The sequence below is a fragment of the Deinococcus radiopugnans ATCC 19172 genome, assembly GCF_006335125.1.
GTDB classification, from domain to species: Bacteria; Deinococcota; Deinococci; order Deinococcales; family Deinococcaceae; genus Deinococcus; species Deinococcus radiopugnans.
This window is the reverse complement of sequence record NZ_VDMO01000005.1, coordinates 93,897-112,205: the sequence shown is the minus strand read 5'-3', so window position 1 is coordinate 112,205 and position 18,309 is coordinate 93,897. Positions and strand designations below refer to the sequence as shown.

The 18,309-nt window shown below is 66.4% G+C and carries 18 protein-coding genes; 17 read left to right on the top strand and 1 reads right to left on the bottom strand.

All coding sequences use genetic code 11. From position 1 onward, the window contains the following. Positions 1-18 precede the first annotated feature (18 nt). The 11 genes from FHR04_RS05985 to FHR04_RS05935 all read left to right on the top strand — a co-directional run bounded on the left by FHR04_RS05985 (position 19) and on the right by FHR04_RS05935 (position 6,802). Complete coding sequence (locus FHR04_RS05985; RefSeq protein ID WP_139401585.1) at positions 19-417, top strand: hypothetical protein; 399 nt, start codon at positions 19-21, stop codon at positions 415-417. 161 nt (positions 418-578) lie between these two features. Continuing rightward, positions 579-1,676: a hypothetical protein gene (locus tag FHR04_RS05980; RefSeq protein WP_139401583.1), complete on the top strand. Its 1,098-nt coding sequence runs from the start codon at positions 579-581 to the stop codon at positions 1,674-1,676. Between the two features lie 29 nt (positions 1,677-1,705). Then, positions 1,706-2,443, top strand: coding sequence for a hypothetical protein (locus FHR04_RS05975; RefSeq protein ID WP_139401581.1), 738 nt, complete (start codon positions 1,706-1,708; stop codon positions 2,441-2,443). 3 nt (positions 2,444-2,446) lie between these two features. Beyond that, positions 2,447-2,884 carry a hypothetical protein gene (locus FHR04_RS05970; protein ID WP_139401579.1) on the top strand — a complete coding sequence of 146 codons (438 nt, stop codon included), beginning with the start codon at positions 2,447-2,449 and terminating at the stop codon, positions 2,882-2,884. After that, complete coding sequence (locus tag FHR04_RS05965; RefSeq protein ID WP_139401577.1) at positions 2,881-3,225, top strand: hypothetical protein; 345 nt, start codon at positions 2,881-2,883, stop codon at positions 3,223-3,225. The genes FHR04_RS05970 and FHR04_RS05965 overlap by 4 nt, the downstream gene beginning before the upstream one ends. Before the next feature lie 2 nt (positions 3,226-3,227). Continuing rightward, complete coding sequence (locus FHR04_RS05960) at positions 3,228-3,662, top strand: hypothetical protein (protein ID WP_139401575.1); 435 nt, start codon at positions 3,228-3,230, stop codon at positions 3,660-3,662. Positions 3,663-3,664: 2 nt separating this feature from the next. Next, the gene (locus tag FHR04_RS05955) at positions 3,665-4,336 is read left to right on the top strand and encodes a hypothetical protein (protein WP_139401573.1); all 672 of its coding nucleotides are present in this window, start codon (positions 3,665-3,667) and stop codon (positions 4,334-4,336) included. Positions 4,337-4,652: 316 nt separating this feature from the next. After that, entirely contained in the window at positions 4,653-5,282 is a 630-nt protein-coding gene (locus tag FHR04_RS05950; protein ID WP_139401571.1) for a hypothetical protein, read from the top strand. 301 nt (positions 5,283-5,583) lie between these two features. Then, a complete protein-coding gene (locus FHR04_RS05945; RefSeq protein ID WP_139401569.1) occupies positions 5,584-6,015 on the top strand; it encodes a hypothetical protein in 432 nt (143 codons plus the stop codon). Continuing rightward, complete coding sequence (locus FHR04_RS05940; RefSeq protein ID WP_139401567.1) at positions 6,015-6,341, top strand: hypothetical protein; 327 nt, start codon at positions 6,015-6,017, stop codon at positions 6,339-6,341. Before FHR04_RS05945 ends, FHR04_RS05940 begins: the two co-directional genes overlap by 1 nt. Next, positions 6,338-6,802 carry a hypothetical protein gene (locus FHR04_RS05935; RefSeq protein WP_139401565.1) on the top strand — a complete coding sequence of 155 codons (465 nt, stop codon included), beginning with the start codon at positions 6,338-6,340 and terminating at the stop codon, positions 6,800-6,802. The genes FHR04_RS05940 and FHR04_RS05935 overlap by 4 nt, the downstream gene beginning before the upstream one ends. Here the strand turns inward: FHR04_RS05935 and FHR04_RS05930 are convergent. Then, positions 6,792-7,253, bottom strand: a complete 462-nt coding sequence (locus FHR04_RS05930; RefSeq protein WP_139401563.1) for a hypothetical protein — start codon at positions 7,251-7,253, stop codon at positions 6,792-6,794. The genes FHR04_RS05935 and FHR04_RS05930 overlap by 11 nt on opposite strands. Before the next feature lie 38 nt (positions 7,254-7,291). On the opposite strand from FHR04_RS05930, the gene FHR04_RS05925 reads away from it, so the two are divergent. Genes FHR04_RS05925 through FHR04_RS05900 form a run of 6 tightly spaced genes read left to right on the top strand, consistent with a single transcriptional unit; the run spans position 7,292 to position 18,302 of the window. After that, positions 7,292-13,402 carry a hypothetical protein gene (locus FHR04_RS05925; RefSeq protein ID WP_139401561.1) on the top strand — a complete coding sequence of 2,037 codons (6,111 nt, stop codon included), beginning with the start codon at positions 7,292-7,294 and terminating at the stop codon, positions 13,400-13,402. Further along, positions 13,399-13,782 (top strand): hypothetical protein, encoded by a 384-nt coding sequence (locus tag FHR04_RS05920; RefSeq protein WP_139401559.1) that lies wholly within the window; start codon positions 13,399-13,401, stop codon positions 13,780-13,782. Before FHR04_RS05925 ends, FHR04_RS05920 begins: the two co-directional genes overlap by 4 nt. After that, positions 13,782-14,132 carry a hypothetical protein gene (locus tag FHR04_RS05915; RefSeq protein WP_139401558.1) on the top strand — a complete coding sequence of 117 codons (351 nt, stop codon included), beginning with the start codon at positions 13,782-13,784 and terminating at the stop codon, positions 14,130-14,132. Before FHR04_RS05920 ends, FHR04_RS05915 begins: the two co-directional genes overlap by 1 nt. Before the next feature lie 3 nt (positions 14,133-14,135). Next, positions 14,136-16,382, top strand: a complete 2,247-nt coding sequence (locus FHR04_RS05910; RefSeq protein WP_139401556.1) for a hypothetical protein — start codon at positions 14,136-14,138, stop codon at positions 16,380-16,382. Next, positions 16,372-17,889 carry a hypothetical protein gene (locus FHR04_RS05905; protein WP_139401554.1) on the top strand — a complete coding sequence of 506 codons (1,518 nt, stop codon included), beginning with the start codon at positions 16,372-16,374 and terminating at the stop codon, positions 17,887-17,889. Before FHR04_RS05910 ends, FHR04_RS05905 begins: the two co-directional genes overlap by 11 nt. Continuing rightward, a complete protein-coding gene (locus tag FHR04_RS05900) occupies positions 17,886-18,302 on the top strand; it encodes a hypothetical protein (protein WP_139401552.1) in 417 nt (138 codons plus the stop codon). The genes FHR04_RS05905 and FHR04_RS05900 overlap by 4 nt, the downstream gene beginning before the upstream one ends. Positions 18,303-18,309: the final 7 nt, after the last annotated feature.

Here is an 18,309-nt window from a genome sequence, read left to right as displayed (position 1 = left end):
TCGTCAAGGAGACCAACCGTGTCCACCATCAAACCCACCGGCTCGCACGCTGGGCCCAGCGCCCGTGACCTCACCCCTTACCAGTGGCGCGCCGCCAAGCTGACCGGCAGTGCCAGCAGCAACGACAGCGCCGAAGTCGAGAACGATCAGGAGATCGACGTCGCTGGTGCTGGCGATACTGTCATCGGCATCATCTTCTACCCCGGTGACCGCAAGGGCGCCCGCACCACCCTGCACACCCAGGGCCGCCTCAAGATCAAGGGGGGCGAGGCCCTGAAAGCTGGTGACAAACTCAAGGCCGGAGCAGATGGCGTCGGCATGAAGGCCGCAGCAGGCGAAAAGGCGTTCGGCATCGTGCTGGAAGCTGGGCCTGTCGGGGCCATCGTGCCCTTCGAGTTCGATCACAGCACGGCCTGAACTGACTCATAAGCCGGTCACGGTCTGATCACAGGCCCTATCTACACTCCCCTTACCGTTCAATGCAAACCGACCGGGTGAAGTCGGCGCGGGCCGCCCCAGACGTCAGTCCGGGGCTTTTTCGTGCCTGCTTCATCCATCCCTGTCCCAGGAGGACACCCATGCTGAAAAATCTGACCCACCTGATGGGTTCGCTGATGATGGCCTACGACGACACCACCGGACCGCTGCCTCCCATGCACCAGGGCGGCCGCAGCGACAGCTACCTGACGGACCTCGCCATCGACGACACCGAGGCGGACCAGGAGTTCCTGGCCCCGCAGGTGTTCCCTACCGTGAACGTGAACACGGCCGCTGGCGAGTTCGACGTGTGGAACCGGGGCCAACTGCTGCGCCCGGAGTTCCGTGACCATGCCTATGGTGACCGGCCTGTGCAGGCGCACACCAGCAAGAAGAAGGGCAACTACCGCACCACGCACCGCAGCCTGGAACGCGCCATTGATCCCGAGGACCGTGCCAGCAGCCGCAACCCCCTGCAGCCGGAAGAAGACGCCGCGCTGTACCTGAACCAGCAGGCCCGCACGGACATCGATCTGCGCTTCATCGAGGGCTTCATGAGCCCGGACGCGGGTTGGGCCTTCAACTACACCGGCGTGGCTGCCAACCCGAACGAGGCCGCGGACTCGCCGGAATTCCTGCGCTTCGATCAGCCGGGCGTGAACGTGGCGCAGTTCATCCGTGCCCGCGCCCGCCGCATGAAGATGATGACGGGCCGCAAGCCCAACCGGCTGATCCTGGGCAGCGACGTGGCCGCCGCGCTGGCCTTTAACGAGGACATCGTGGACCGCGTGAAGTACGTCCAGAAGGGCGTGGCCGATCTGGACCTGATGGCCGGCTTCTTCGATGTCGAGCGGGTCATGGACGCCACCGGCGTGTACAACGCCGCGCTGGAAGGACAGGACGACGAATTCAAGTTCATCGTGGACCCGCGCAGCATGCTGCTGACCTACGCCGCGCCGCGTCCCAGTCGCAACACCCCCTCGGGCGGCTACACCTTCGTGTGGGACAACCTGTACAGCAAGTTCAAGGGCGAGCAGGAACGCATCGGCAGCGGCCTAGCGCTGATCCGCCGGGGCTACGACGACCGCAGCGGCGTGGACTGGGTGCAGGCGCACACGGCAGTGGGCATGAACATCGTCGCGCCGGACCTGGGCATGTTCTTCAGCAACGTGGTGGAAGCCGCGGCCAGCGACTGGTAAGCCCAAGTACCACCTTTGAGGGAGCCTCAATGACCAAAGAGCAAGTATTCATCGCGCTCCGGCCCCTCCGCTTCGGCGCCGTCCATCTCCAGCCAGGAGACCCGGTGCCGGTGGAGGCTGGGCGCGACTACCGCCTGATGCAACGCCTGGGCCAGATCGGCCCAGCGGGCCCAGCCGTGCCTGCCGCGCCGCAGGAGGAACCGCTGCTGACCCCTTACGAGGCCGGCAGCCCCGTGGTGTTCGTGGCCGAGGACGGCACGTACACCTTCGTGACCTTCCTGGACGCGCTGGAAGCGCCAGAGGAAGTCCAGGAAGGTATGGGCCTGAAGGAGGACGACGTGGTGGCGAGTGTCGTCTTCCCGGAGGACCCGGACAACGCCACGTTCGTGTCCATGGCCAGCCTGCTGCCCGAGCAGCCCACCCGGCAGCTGATCGAGGTCCTGGCACGGGAGGCGCGCGAAGCAGCCCTCGTACCAGCCCCGGCCCAGACGCAGACCATCACGGCGCTGCAGGGGCGGGTGGCGTTCCTGGAGCTGCTGATCCAGGCCAACCGCGAGGACGGCCAGCCGCTGGCCGATGACTTCCCATCGGTCAAGGAGTTGCGCGGCAACGGCATCCAAACCCTGGAAGGGCTGCGGCTGCTGGCCTCCGGTGAGCAGGCCCGGGCTCACCTGATCGCGCTGGACAAGATCGGCGAGAAGAGTGCCGATAAGATCCTGGCCGCGCTGACTGCACCGCCCGTCCCTGAAGTCCAGCCGGAGGGCTGAGCCGTGGCTCCCCCTGAGCTGACGGAGCTGCAGCAGGCCCAGCTGGAGGTGTGGGTCAAGCCTGCAGCCTGGGCGTACCACGCCCAGTTGCCAGAAGAACAGCGGGTCAACATTCCCCGCGCCTTTCAGGTGTACGCCGATCTGCGACTCGTGGCGGCGGACGTGCTGGAAACCGCGTGCCTGGACGCCTCAAAACAGGCCGCCGGCAGCAGCGGCGGCGTCAAGCGCATCAAGATTGACGGCGAGCTGGAGGTCGAGAAGTTCGCGGCCACCAACACAGCGAGCGTGGACGCGGACACCTGGTGTGCCCAGGCGGCCCGGCTGCGTGCCGAGGTCAGCCAGGGCCAGCGGGGCGGCCTGATCCGGTCCCCGCTGGCCGGGATCCGGACGGGCAGCAGCGGTGGTCCGGCCTTCACCATCACGCGGCGAGGTGAGCTGTGACCCTGCTGACTCAGATCAGGGACGCGGTGGCCGAGGTTCAGGGGGACGACGAGCTGAACGCCGTCCGGTTCCGCCACACCGATACTTGGAGCGACGGCACCACCTGCCGCTTCAGTGTTCAGGACCCCAACCAGACGGATCAGGGCACCCGACTGGCCCAGCGCTTGACAGGGACGGTGGAGGTGCTAGACGTTCGCCTCGTCAAGACCCACCCCGCCGATCCGTCGCCCGGTGAAGGGGCCAGCCTCCCATGGGACGGCGGCACCTTGACGCTGGTGAGCTGGGGACAGGTCAGTGACTTCACCGGGCAGGCCGTCGGGGTCTGTCGGCTGGTGCGGTAGCCATGCGCGCCCTGGTCACTGACATTCAGGCCCGGCTGGTGGCTGCCCTGCCGACTGGAACGCCGGTGCTACTGCCAGAAGACCGGGAGCAGGCCCTGGCTGGGCGTAAGCCGGGGCAGGCAGGTGGCCTGAGCGGGTACCTGGCGGCGCACCCAAACGGCTACGTCCAGGTGGAAGATCCGCTCTCGATCAGCTCGGACGGCGTAACGGGCGTGTTCTGGGTGCCGGTGGCCTCCCTGGCGCGGACCGCAGACGCCTGTCTGGAGCTGGCCCACCTTGTCAGCCGCGCCCTGTGCGGGTTCCCGCATGACCCGGGGCCCCACCGTGAAGTGACGCCCGCCCAGCCCACGCCCCTCCAGCCCGGCGTCTACATCTGCCGCCCCACCTATGACGCCCTCACCATCGACGGCACCCACACCGGGGCCGTTCAGGAGTAACCATGCCACTTGTCGCCAAGAACAGCACCACCGCCCGCCAAGCCGCCAACCTGACCCGCGAGGGACGCCAGGTGCTGCTCAGCCCCCTCGAAGCGTTCGGTGACATCCTCACGGCAGCGGAGTGGGTCGATCTCGGCCTATTCCCGCCCGCCGAGAAGGTCGCCATCAATACCAACGTGACCCGCGAGAGCATCAAGGCGCAGGACCCGAACGGCGGTCCTGATCTGCTGCTGGTGGAAGACACCACGGAGGTCACGGCCACCTACGACAACATTCCCGTGCTGACCCCAGATGAAACGGTCCGCGCCCTGCACGTCGGCAGCGTGCCGGTGGCGATGACCGACGCGCTGGCCGGCGGCACCATCAGCCCATTTGCCCCTGGCGCGAGCATCCCGGCCCGCATGATCGTGATTCGCCGGCACCAGGGCGGCGCTGACCCGCTGTACAAGGTCTACTGGCACCCGAGGGTGGCCATCCAGAACAACGGCGAGGGCGACAACCAGAACCGCGAGACGTTGCAGTTCCGCGTGCCGGTGCAGTCCTACCTGGGTGACCTGAGCCCGGCGCTGGACGCCTACAGCGCGCAGGTGGGGCCGATGGGCGCGATCTTCACCATCCCGGCCAGCAAGCTCGACGCCCTGCTGGACATCCTGAAGGCCGAAGCGGCAGCTTGATTTCCCTTGGCCCGTCTCCGTTTGGAGGCGGGCATTTAATACGAGAAACCTTTTTTGATCTGGAGGTGATGCGAATCGAAAGAACTCGATTGCCCCTTCCCGGAAGGAGAGCGCTTGTTCGTGCAACCACGCCAGCCCCTCAGGCCACGCTCTGTCTATCCTGGGTCATGAAGAGGACATGGTGAACCGTCCAGCAAGCAACTACCTAGACCTCAACACGCCAGAGCAACAACGCCAGGCCGCGGCTCTCCTGCGCTGGCCCTGGTCCCCACCAGCGCTCCACGCGCTCACGACGTATTTCCGCAGCATGGAGGACGTGACCACCACAGCCCAGCTGACAGCGGCCCTGACGGAACTTTTGGGTCATGTTCCTCCCGTGATGCTGGATGTGCAGAGGGAGCTGGGCGGTATCACCCTCCCTTACGGGTGGAATCGCCCGCTGGATTTCGACCTTTCAGACACCGGGGGGCTGATTGAGGACACCCAATCCTTTTATTTTGCCTGGGAAGAAGCTGTTCCTATCTGGAGCATTGACGCGCAAGGTCAGATTTTTGATGGGAAGCGGAGGTACTGCAGTGCCCAGCAATGCGTTGAATGGCACGTCGCCATCAGACTTTTTGCCCTGCGGAAGCGAATGGGTCTCAGCTACCTTGAGTCTGCGATGCGGCGAGGGACGTCCGACGAAGCGTTGAAACCTTCGCTGAGGGCGTTGGCCCAATCGCTGGGTGTGGAGCTTGATGAGCGACTCACTGATCGCTGGAATCTGTTGTGGGCGAGTGAGCAGACTCAGCTTGTTGTTCACCGACTCGGCAACGATGGAATCGATATTTGGGTACACACGGAACAGCTCGAGGGGGCCGAGAAGTTTTCAAGCTGGTGTGGCGCCAATGACCTGAGGATCAACAGTCGGCAGCGCTTCGAACCACCGGTTAGCGAGGAGGTCTGATCGTCCGCAGTCTGTAGGCTTTCAGTGCTGGTAAGCGGCCATCGGCACAGTAACGAGTTGGGTATCGCCGACTTGTATGACGGGAAATGTTTGCGTGCCTCTACATTAGACCATTAAGCAATGAAGTTATCCGGCTAGGAACCGATGGCTGACCCGATTCAGCAGGAACCTCAGCGCTTCCCTGTGTCTGTTGGGCTCAAACAGCACCTCTTCCCTCACCAGATTGATCACTCGCGCTTGCCCATTAGCACGTCAAATCAGTCCTACTAACACGAGAAATCCTTTTTGATCTGGAGGCGGTATGCTCTATCCAATTCGACAGAACGTCCGCCTCAGCGCCGGCACAGTGACTCTGCGCGCGTGGCCCGCCACCGTAGCCGACGCGCATCTCTCTGACCTGCTGACCCTCACCGTCACCCTCGGTACTCTGCGCGACGAGTGGGCAAACTTCCAGCGCGGCGATCTGGAGCCGGGCGTATGGGCGGCCTTCTGGCGCTTGATTCACGCCAGTCTGGAAGCGAGCAGCGCCCTGCCCCGGCCCCTGATCTGGAATGACCGCCTGGAGCTGCTGACGGCCATGTGGGAGCTGAACGACGTGGAGGAAACGGCGGGAAAACTGATGGCCCTGACTCAGCGCTCAGCCCGGCTGCTGACGAGGATTCAGGGCCAGACGACACCACGCTCGACGAGTTCGTTCTCCGCGAGTTCGGGCCGCTCGCATATGCCAGCGTGATGACCTGGCCCTACCGCCTGATCGTACGCGGGGTCCAGATCGAGCGCCAGCGGGAGGCCGCCGCGCAATTGGCCCGGCTGCGGCTCTCGGCGGTGGCCGACAGCACGGATCTGGGCCGCGAGTTCGTGGATCCGGACAACCCCGGTGGTCAGGCGGACACCAGCAAGCCCCACCACACGCTGCGGCCTTACCTCCAGACGGAGCAGGCCTTGGAACGTGTCGCCGAGCCGTGGCGCCACAGCGAAGACGCGCTGATCCGCCGCCGCATCCGCGAAGAGGACGCCGATTTCGCCCGGTTCGAGCAGGCCATGAGGTTGCAGGCATGATCACCTTCGACGACAGAGAACTTCAGGCCGTCCTGGCGAAACTAGAGGCAGCCTGCGACGAGCTGCCGCAGATTGCCGAACAGGTGCGGGGCGAGGCCCTGGGGCATGCGATTCTGGGGGCACGGCTGAATATTTACAGCACGGCTCGAGGCGCTTACCAGCGAACGCAGGACTACCTGCGTGGGCTGGATGCCAGGGCACAGGCGAGCCGTAACCTGGCCAGCGTCACCGTCAGCAACAGCACCGAGTACGCGCTGTATGTGGAGACGGGCCGCGGGTTCAGTTTGCTCGGCCTGCAGGGCATCGCGCTGGAGAATCCGGATCCCACCGAGCCGATCACCTTCGGGCGTAGCGGGCAGCAGTGGTACCTACCAGGGCCGGTGCTTACGGGGGCGCAGGCCTTCGCCTTCTACCGGCTCCAGCAGCTGTTCGGGGAGAAGGTGCGGGCGGCTATGGTGTAAAGCCAGCTCTAACCTTGCCCTCCGCAACGGTTGCGCCAGTCACCGTACAGATGAACTGGCGATGCACCGTGGCCCCGAAGGTATTTTGGGCGTCCATTACATCGCTATAAATCCAACGATCATCAATGTAGTTGGGTGTCTCGGCACGGGGAAAACGGGCCGTGGAGGGGGCATCCAGTTCGCGGCTGATCATCGCCTCGCAGCCGGTTTGAATGTCTGTGGGGCTGGCCTGTGAGAGCGCGAGTGGAACTGGAGCCGAACGCGCCGGCAGCAAGGCCCCACCCAGCCAAATTGCCCCAAAGAAGCCGCCGATCAGCAGGAAAGGCACTGTCCAGCGCCACGGACCCGTCACGGTGCCTACCGGAATGGCCTCCCGCGCCGCCATAACGCGTTCGGCCACCTCAGCATGTTCAGCGCGGTTCCGTGCGCGCTCTTGCTCACTGACGTTCATCCTTCCAACTTACGCATCCCGCCTGACAGGAGTTGCACATGACCCTCCCCAACCTCTCCGGCAAGGCCACGCTGGACACTTCCGAGTTCCGGCAGGGCATCAAGACCGTCCGCGCTGATCTGGCCGCCGTACAGGAGCTGGGCAAGCGCATGGGCACCATCCGCCTCACTGCCGATCTGAGCGCAGCCAAGGACGTCCAGAAGGCCACCCGCGCCATTCGGGACGCCATTCAGGAATCACTCCCCACCGACATGCAGCGCCGCATCGACGACACCTTCGGGGCCTTCAGCCTGGGGGCCAACAGCGCCAAGCAGAGCGCCGCTGTCTTCGAAGCTCAGGCCAGCGCCCTGCGTGCCCGGATCGATGAGTTGGACCGCGCAGTAAAGATCACCCGCGCCGACTTCCAGGCCGGATTCGGCGAGGCCACGCCACAGGAAACGGCCAAACTGTCTGTAGAGATGGCCCGGCTCTCTCGCGAGTTGGAGAAGGTGGGCACCGAGGCACGCGAGAACTTCGGCGAGTACTCCCGCGAAGCCCAAAAGGTGGCCAACGCCAACCGCCTGGCTCAGACCACCGCAGCAGCAGCAAGAGGCGAAATTACCCGCCTCGGGCTGGCCTCGCAGGTCAAGCTGGGCGTAGGCAGCGCGCTGCAGCAGTACGGCTCGCAGGCGGGACTGGCGGCCAATAACATCTTTGGGCTGGCCAAGGCCAGCGACAGCGCGCGGATCGCCCAGGGGCTGTTCGGAAAGACCATCGAGAAGACCGGCCAGGACGTGGGGGTGGCTGCCGAAACGGTGAACCGCCTGCAGGACACGCTGGGCCTGACGGCCGATACGGCCCGCGAGGGCATTCGCGGCCTGTTGCGTCAGGGCTTCACGCTGGAGCAGGCCTATACCTCGCTGGAAGGCGCAGGAGCTTCGGCGCTGGCTGCCGGACGCAGCGCCGCCGATGGTGTGGACGCCCTGGTGGACGCCGTGACCAGCGGCACGTCCGCACGCCTCAACGAAATCGGCGTCTCGGAGAACCTCAGCACGTTCCTGCAGCGCGAGGCCAAGGCCAGAAACACCACGGTGGACGCGCTGGACAAACAGGCCCGCGCGCAGGCCGCCGTCAACCTGATCACCGCTGCCACCTCCGACGAGGTGGGCGATCTCTCCGCCCTGCTGGGCGGCGTGTCGGGCAACCTGAGCGGCACCAGCCGGGCCTTCGACGAGGCGGGCAAGAAGCTGGGCGAGGCCTTTATTCCCCTGCTGACCAACGGGATCCGCATCGTGACCAAGTTCCTGGATGTGTTCAACGATCTGCCGGAAGTGGGCAAGAACACCGTGGCCATCCTGGGTGCGTCCGCTGTCGCCGTGGGCTTTCTGGCCGGTCCGGTATCCAATCTGGCAAAGGGGTACGCCACCATTCGAGATGGTTTGAAAGGGGTCAAGGCCGCCTCCGATGGGCTGGCCTCAGGTGCACAGGCGTTGGGCGAGGGGGCCGACAACATCGCGCAGAACGCCGACGCCTACACCAATCTGGCGGAAAAAGCCCGAACGTTCTATGCCAGCACATCAGCGCGCCTCACCACCTACATCAGCAACACTCTGCTGGCCACCGGCGCCACAACCGTGTTCAGCAGAGCGTTTCTAACCGCTGTCGCCAACACCACCCTCTTCACCACTGCCCTCGGCGCGGTCACGGTAGGACTGGTGGCCGCTGTGGCTGGCGTAGCCGCACTGGCCGCTGGCGTGGGGTATTTCTCGGTCAAGCTGATCAAGGAAACCCAGGCCATCTACGATCAGATTGACGAGGCCAATCAGTCCAGCTTTGACGCCACCATGAAGCGCGTCGCGGCTCTGACCAAGGAGGGCACCGAGCTGAGCCGAGCGCAGGCCCGCGTGCTGATCATCCAGCAGCAGCTCAGTGATGCCCAGCAAGGCGATCTGGTGGGCGTCACGGCGTTCGGCGAGCGCATCTACAAGGTCAACGAGGAGGCAGTCGCGCGCTATCAGGGTGCGCTGGTGGATGCGAGAGGCGAGGTTACCCGCCTGTTCACCGAAGCGCAGCGCCGGGGCCAGCTGAACCTCAAGCTGACCGAAGATCAGACCAAAGCCGTGCGCGAGCTGCAACGGGCCCTGGAAGGCCGCGCGTTCAACCTGAAGATTGAAGGGCTGTCCGACATGCAAGCCGATCTGGCCCGCGTGGGCCGGGATTTCGCTCAATTGCGCGAGGAGTTCAAGAAGCCTTTCGTGGTGGAGGGCAAACTGATGGATCCGGCCCAGACCCCGGCCCTGCGTCAGGGACTGGCCCAGCTTGACGCCGGGCAGGAGGCCGAGCGGGCGTCGATTCGCAAGCGCTACGCCGACGAGGCCCTGGACGTCGCGAAGCGCTCGGCCGTCGAGGTCCAAGACGCTGAGATTGCAGCCATGCGGGAGGGCCAGGCCAAGAAAACGGCCCTGCGTCAGCAGGAACTCCTGGCCGTGCAGCGTGACGCCGACGAGCGGATTGCCGCCCTGGCCGACTTCCCGGAACAGCAGCAGCAACTCGAAGAGGACACCCGCCAGATCATCGCGGCCAAGCGCCGCGGCTGGGCCGAGGAAGACCGCCAGCTGACCATCGACAATGGCAGGCGTGTCGTAGAGGCCGAGAACCGCGCCGCTTCCGCCGTCATCGAGGGTATGGAAGACGGTCTGGCCAAGCGGGAAGCCCTGCGCGCTCAGGAGCTGGCCAGCGTGCGCCGGGATGTGGCAGACCGGGTGGCGGCCCTGGCCGGTGACGCGGCGGCACAGGCAGGGGTACAGGCTGCTGGCGAGCTTGAAATTGCGGCCAAGCAGAGCGAGCAGAATCGCGCTCGGCTGGCCGAGGCACGCGAGACCGCCCGACTCATCGTGGATGCCGAGACCAGCGCCCGTGACGGCACAATTGCTGCCATGGCCGATGGCCGGGTCAAGCGGGAGGCCATCCGCGCCGCTGAGCTCCTGGACCTGAAAGCCAGCATCGCTGAGAAAGTGGCCGCGCTGGCGGATGATCCCGAGGCGCAGGGGCGCGTGCAGGCCGCCGGTGACCGGCAACTCGCTGCCAAACGGCTGGAGCAGGACCGTCAGCGCGTTGCCGAGGTAAGCGAGACCGAGAAGCTGGTGCAATCGGCCCGCGACACGGCCCGCGCCGCCGAGATTGCGGCCATTCAGGACGAAGGTCAGAAGCGCCAGGCCGAACGCGAGAAGGAGCTGGCCGACTTCCAGCAAACGCTGACCGATCGGCTGGAGGCCTTGCGCGACTATCCGGCCCAGCAGCAGGCCGTCCTGGAAGCCGCGCAACAGCAAGCCCGCGCCTTGCAACAGCGCTACGCCCAGGAGGATGCCCTGGAGGCCACCGCACGCGCCCAGCGCATCGCCGACGCCTATCTGAAGGCGCAGGACGCCCAGTTCGCTGCCGAGCAGGCCGGACGCGACAACCAGGCGGCCCGCTACGAGCTGGATCTGGCGCGGCGGCTGGCCCGTGTCGAGGACAATGCGGTCCAGACCGCAGAAATCGAGGCTGAGGCGCTGGGTGAACGCGCCCGATTGGTGGAGGCTGCGGCGCAGGCCCAGTACCTCCAGGACCAGCAGCGCCTCGTGAGCAGCCGTGACCGGGCACTGAGCGATACCAAACTGAGCGCCGACGAGCGGACGGCCATCTGGCGTGAGTACTACGCCAACCTGAATCAGCTGAGCGGCGCCTTCCAGGCGGGCGAAAAACAGCGCCTCGTCCAGCAGGAAAACGACGCCCGTCAAGCCGCCGAGGCCGTGCGACTGGCCCGAGTTGGGGAAGCGAACCGGCCCGTCGAACAGAGCCAGTCCCGTGTTCAGGAGTTGCAGCAGTCGCGCGATCTGGCCGCGTCGGACGCCGAACTATTCATCATCGCCCAGCAGATCAGCGCCGAGCGCGAGAAGCAGCTCACCCTCCTGTCCCAGCAACTCGCCGGTCTGGGGGGCGTGAACCTGACAGCGCAGGAACGCGCTGCCGTGGAGGAGAAGATCAGAAGTATTCAGCACGATCAGGCCCTGGCCCTGAAAGACCAGCAGGCCCAGCAGCAGAGCCTGCGCGTAAGCGCCCTGGACCGCCGGGACGCCGAGGCGCAGTACGCCGAAAAGGTGGCCCGCACCGCCGGTGAACTGGAGGCCGCCCGCCAGAAACAACTCGCAGTCGCCCAGGCCCGGCTGCGGGAACTGGACGGTCAGATCGCTGCCGAAGGCCAGGAGGAGAAACGCAACGCCCTGGTGGCGCAGCGCTTCATCCTCCTGGGGCAAATAGCAGACCTGACACAACAGGAGGCCAGCGCTCCCATCGACGCTGACGAGCGCCGGTTGAAGCTGTACCAGGCCCAGGCCCAAACCCGGCTGATCGCCAATGGCCTCGCCGATAACGAGGCGGCCACCGCCCAGCTCACCCTGCAGATCGCCGCGCAGGAACTGCTAATCGCCAACCGCCGCGTGGAAGCGGCGGGCAACCAACTGGCCCTGGAAGCGGCCCAGACCGAACAGGCCCAGGCCCGACTGGCGTTCGCCCAGGCGTACGCGGCAGCTCAATCCAAAGTCCTCCAGGCGCCCACCCCACAGCCCCTATCGGCGCCCAGCATCAGCGCACCCCAGGACCCGCGCAAGCGGCAACAGGAGCTGCGTCAGCAGGCCCTGGACGATCTGGGCCGCGAGTTGGAGTTGCAGAACAAATTGCAGGACGTGGCCGAGGCCCGGAGTAGGGGGCTCGCCCAGCTCGCCGGAAGCGCCGACGACGCGGTCGCCAGCGCGGCGCTGGAGCTGCGGCTGACCCGCGAGCGGCTGGACCTGACCGAGGCCCAGCTGAGCCGGGACGATCTGGGGGCGGCGGGCCGCGCGGCACTGGGCCAGAAGCGAATTGAACTGCTGCTTAAAGAGGAGGAACAGCAGCGCAAGCTGAATGAAACCCGACTGGCCGCAGCCCGATTGACCGAGGTGCTGGAACTGGCCGAGGGCCGCCTGGCCGAAGCACTGGCTGGAGGGAGCGCCGAGTCCAACCGAGTCACGGTGGCCACCCGCCAGATTGCCGAATCGCGCCGCGTGCTGACCGCCGCCGAGCGGGACTATGCCCAGGCCAGACGGGATGCGGAGCAGGTCGGCAGTTCGGCCAACCTGGAGAAATTGAAGACGGCCACCGACGCCGTAGCGGACGCAGTGGGCAACCACCGCAGCGCTGTCCGCAATCTGGCCAACGAATACCGCACGCTGATCTCTCAGATGGACGGGGTCCGCGACGCCGGCGACAAGTTGCGGCAGGTGGCTTATGGGGACACCGCCCCCTTCAACGCCGCCAGAGAGCAAGAGCGTCTGGCGGCGATCGCCCAGCGACGCGACGCGGCTCAGCGTGAACTGGCGCAGGCGCTCTCCGGCGGTCAGCCCGAACAGATCGCCCGCGCCACCGAGGAGCTGACCAGACAGCAGGAACGCTACACCCGTCAGATTGAGGTGCTGGGCAAGAACGGCGTCCGGGTGTCGGATCTCGGCCAGCGCGAAACCCAGCGACTCTCCAACGTGGTGGACGCTCTGGGCATCCAGTATGACCGTGAGGCCGTGACGCTGGCTGAGCGAGCCCGCATCATCGATCAGGAGGCCGAGAACGCCCTGACGCTCCAGGGGGCCGCCGAGACGTTCGACGCAGGAACAGACCGGCTGGTGGCGGCCCTGGAAAGCACCGTGGCCAGCCTGACCGCCGCCCTGCAACAAGACAGCCTGGAGCGGCAGCAGCAGACCCTGGTGGACCGGGAAATTGCCGGACGGGTGGCTGCTCCTGCAGTGCCTACCCTGCCCCCGCGCGTGGTGACCGCCCCGGTCACCCCTTTCACCTTTGATCTCAGGGCGCTGGACCAGCTCGCATCCAGGCTCGCTCCCCCCAAACTGCCGGAAGTGCAGCCTGTCATGGTCACGGGTGACGCTGCCCGGTCTATCGGCCGGGAGGTAGGCCGGGAAGTCGTCGGCTCGCTGGCCAGTGCGAGGCCCAGCGCCACCGCTCCAATCAACAACTACGCCGGAGACACCTACCACCTGACCGTCAACGGTGCGCCCGGCCAGTCGCCAGAGGTGGTGGCCGACATCGCCATCCGGAAACTTGAAGACCGTGCCCGGCGTTCCGGGCGGAGGTGCCCGCCATGAAACGTTACCAACTGACCATCGGCGGCGTCGAACTCAACCCCACGGTGCCGCCCCAGGCAGTGAGGCGCACCGGCGGCGGGCGCAGCGTGATGGAGGCCGTGAGCATCAACGGCACGGTCATGCACACGCGCGGCCACCGCACCGCCCGCCGCATTCAGATCACCTCTCCTGGACCGGAATGGGTCCTGCTCTCAGACCAGGTGGCCGCGTTGCAAGCGCTGACTGCTGGCGCTGCCTTCACGGTCACATTTGGAGAGGGCTACGAGACAGCGGGCACCTTCACCGGCTGCCTATTTGACGGCGACGCTGTCTTCGAGCCGAAGCGCCAGAGCGCGTACGCCAACTACAACTTCACCATCTACATTCCCCAGGAGGCATGATGCCCAGAGCAGTTGAATTGCACGCCGCCGACGGCACGCCGCTGGCGGCTTTTGACTTCGGGACTGTGCTGCCCGGCACCAGCAGCGCACCCGTCCCTATCCGCTTCCAGAACACGGGCACGGTGGGCGTGAACATCAAGGTCTGGGTGGAGAACGCGGCCACCTCGGACGGCGCCCTGAGCTTGAGCTTCGGTGCGGTGGGCGTGACCGCGCTCACCGAGGCAGACGCCGATGACCTGGGCATCCTGGCCCCCGGCGCGGTCCTCTCGGGCGAGGCCAGTTATGTGGTTCCCCCCGAGAGCGAGGGCGTCATGCAGGCGCAGTCCGTTCTCAAGTTCAAGTACGGCTAAGCCATGCCGATTCTGATTCTCGGCGGAGGCCCCGCCAGCGATCCGTCCGGCTTCATTCAGGGGCCGCCCGCGACGTTCACGGCCGCCACTGCTCAGGTGGTGACGCGCGGCGCCCTCTTCGTAGCCCGCTCCAGCCCGGACTACATCACCAGCAGCGTCCCGTTTCAGGCCCAGAGCTTGCCGCTGGCGGTCACGTACGGCGGGGCGGCCACTCTCTATCACGCGCAACTCAGCGGACTGCCCGGGCCGGTCCTGTCCTGGGACTACAGCCACACCGGGCAGGACGAGGAACTGACGGCCGTGGTGCGCGGCCTGTTCGGCACGTCCATGCCGACGGTCATCCTGAACGCCGAGGCGCAGTCGGCGGGCGGCAGCACCCTGGCACGGCTGCCCACGCGGACCTTTCAGAACATGGGGCAAGAACCCCAGGAAGATGTGGGCGCCTTCCGGACCACCTTCCGGTTCAAGGAGAGCGTGGCCACCATCCTCAAGCGCCTCCCGCTGGAAGAAATGATCCACTGGAAGCAAAACCCCACGCCAGACCCCTGCCTGAACGTGCGCCAGCGGCAGAACATCAGCACCCTTGTCCACGAGATTATGCGGCGGTACGGCGATTTCTCGCTGGAGTTCGATCCGCTGGCTAAGTCGTTTTTCGAAGAGGGGCGCAAGGAATTCAGCACCGAGGGCTTGACACCAATGGACGTGTGGGACGCGACGTATGGACTACTGGGCATGGGGATCTACATGCTGCCGGACCCACAGGCCCGGCGCTTCGTGGGCCGGTTTGCGGACCCGGTAGACACACGCGGCGGACCGTACATTTCGCCGGACTGGATCACCCAACTGTCGCAGGGGCGCGAGCTATTGCAAACGCCCGTCCGGTTGACCCTCACGGGCGCCGATCAACCGCTGCCGCTCAAGCCCGAGATCATCCTGGCCATGCTCGGCAGTGACCCGGCCGCTGCCGAGGTGGCGCGCGAACTGCTGCCGGAACAGGAGTGGTATGACCCGCCCGAAAGCGCAGGTACAGCGCGCATCCAGCGCGGGTACAAGAAAAGCGGCGGCCAGATGGTTTCAACCGTTGAAATCACCACCGACGACATTGAGGTCAATGAGACGGTGGGTGACGAGCCGTTCTACCGGCTGTGGCGTGGCGTCGCCACCGGATACAAGCGCAGCCGGACCACCTATGACCCCGCCTGTCCGGGGCGGCCCATGCTGGAGATCACCGAGAGCAAATCCTGGGCGTTCGACGCGCAGACCGTCGGCGGGAGCTTTCAGGTCTACGGCCCAGGCCTGTACCGCAGTCTCTCCGTGGGCGACCTCGTCTCGGACGAAACCACCGTGACCACCTACCGCTACAGCCCGCAGGGGTATCTGGCGGCCAAGACCACGTCCACCCGCCGTCTCGCCAGTCTCAAGCAGGACGGCGCCGAACTGACCCCTGACGAGCGCGGGCCGCTGGAGGCGCGCGAATACACTGTCACGACTCAGACCGAACAGTGGCAGCCGATTGGGGGCGGGCGCTGGCTGCATACCCCCGGCGTCAGCGGGCAAACGCTGGTACCGGTCTACGATGCCGAGAGCGGCGAGGCCATCCGTACGGCCAGCGTCGCCCGTGCCTCGCCGGACGCGCCGCGCATCACCGATCAGGCCCCGCCCAGCTACGACTGCAACGCCTGTGACCTCAAGGAGATTCTGGACCCGACAGGCGCAGTGTTCCGTGTGGGTGACGCGGGCTTTGCGGACGCCCAGGAGACGCAGATTGCCTTCCTCGAACCCGAGGCGCTGATTCCCGTAGGCACGCTGCTGCTGGCCCGCGACTGGGGCCGCCTCATCACGAGTCTGAGCGTCCCACTGCCGCTGGGCTACCTGCCGGGAACGTGGGTGTCGTTTGGCGAGGGTCAGGACTCCGGGCGCGTACGCGAGTTGCGAATGGGTCAGGCCGAGGGGGAGACGGTCATCACCTCCACTCTGACCCTTTCGCGGCCCGATTACCTGCTGGGCAAGCCGAACCAGGCGGCGCGCGATGACCTGCTGGCCGACTACGCTTCCGGGCGGGCCGTCATGCTGGCCGGCAAGCCGGGAGGGGCGCTGGCCCGCATCGTACGCGGCTGGAATGTCACGGCGGTCCAGCCCATCACCGAACTGGGCTTTATCGCCTTCCGCACCGGCTTTCCGCCGCGTCCGGGCGACGAGATCGAATGGAAGCTGGTGCGCGGCCAGCGGGAGGCCACGGGTGCGCGATGACCTGATTGGACTGATTCTCGGATGTGGCTGCCGGAAGCGGTGCTGCTGCGGCGAACCGGAAGCCCGCGCCCCCGAGCCGCAGGGGGGCAACCTATTTCAGCAGGCCGGACGCGGCACGCCGCCCCTGCATGTTCCGGAGGATTCTCCCTTTATCCCAGTGATTCAGTCGTTTGACTCGCCGCAGCGGCCGGGCCACTGGGGGCAGCCCCATTTGCCGGGGGTGGACCCGGACGGGACGTTCACCGGCACGGGCGGCAGCGTGGGGGAGGCGGTGGCGGTGCTGGACGACGGCAGCCTGTTGCCGGTCAGTTCCGTGGTGGTGGACCACGCGGCGCGGACCCTGAGCTTTCCGCGCATCGTCAGTCAGGTCAACGATGATCCGGATACCACGGCGATTGAGTGCAGCAAGCTGTCCAGCGACGTCTTGAACAGCGACGGTGATCTGGCAGGCGACCCGCGCTACCGGCCCGTCGGGTGGACCGTACAGAGCGGGACGTGGGGGCAGACGACGTATCAGACCCGGCTTTACCACTATGCGGGCGGCTTTACGGACCTGGACGACGCGCAGGCGATCGCCACCTCGGGCAGCGTCCGCTACGGGCGACTGATGACGGGAGGCGTGGTGCTGGACCCTTACCGCCTGATTGAGTTCTGGGATCAATGGGGGGAGGTGGACCCCCGCAGGCCCCTGCTGACCTTGTGGCGGCGCTACCGGCGCGTGCAGGGGTACGGGGAAGTCATCGGGGGCAGCCCGGACTGGGGCACGATTACGGCCACGGTGCAGGAGCGCACGCTGGGCGACTGGGAGAGGGATGGCGTGACTCCGTACTATCCAGAGGTCCGCACGGTCCAGACGAGCAGCCAGCTGTACTGGGTTATCAGCTCCGCCCCGACGGCGCCGCCGCCGCCACCCGGTCAGCGCTGGGCCAGCCCGGACGGGCAGGTGACGGTGTTCGGTCCCTACACCGATGACCACGCGGACCTGACCGATTCCGAACTGACTGCTTACGGGCACACCTTCGCCGGGGGCAGTTGGGCGGCGCTGTGCGGGCCGGTGGTTACGCCTGAGAGGCAGACAGGCGGCCACCCCGAGCCGTGGATCTTGCACGAGTTGGGCAACGTCATCACGCGCATCACTCCGGACGGGGAGGCCCAGACGATGAACCGCGCCGACTTCGAGGCGCAAACCCTTCGCCTGAATGACCGGGCCTTTCTGCGCTTCAATCCCGTCGGCACCCTGTTCAACACCTGGCCGCCTCAGTGGGCCTTTGCCGAATGCGGCAGAGGCGACACGCTGGAACAGGTGCGGGCGGTGGCACTCCATGACCCGTGGCGTGACAGCGTGAAGGCGCAGGTGCCCGAGGGGACAACGCTGCCGCCGTGGTGGTTCTGGCCGGCGCGCCCCCGGCGACGTCCGCCCGCCGCCGTCTCGTCCGCCCCGCTGGGGCTGGCGCTGGCCGACGTGCTGGAGGCCGCTGGCGGCACAGACCCCGGAGGCAGTTCATGAGAGACGAACGGTTGCGGCGCGGGCAGGCGCCCTTGCTGCTGCCCACGACGGTCCTCATTGACGGGAAAGCGTCGGCGTCAGCGGTGCAGGCCCTGGCCAAGCGCATTCTCTACCCGCCTGCCGGGTGGCCCGAGGAACTGGATGACCGGCGTCAGGTCAGGGGCAAGCTGACGGTGACCTTCGCCGGTGAACTGCCCGGCGGGGGGCGTGCGGTGCTGCTGCTGCGGGCCAGACAGCGCAGCGTCCCCCTGATGGACTCGCAATTCGGTCTGTTGCAACCACTCGGACACAACGCGGGGGCGCGCGGGTGGCAGCCCTTCGTGTTGCCGATAGGCCTGCCCCTGACGCCCGACATGACCATTCAGTTCAACATCAATGCCCCGTTGTCCCGCCTGCTGCTGGGGCGCGGCTAAGGAGACG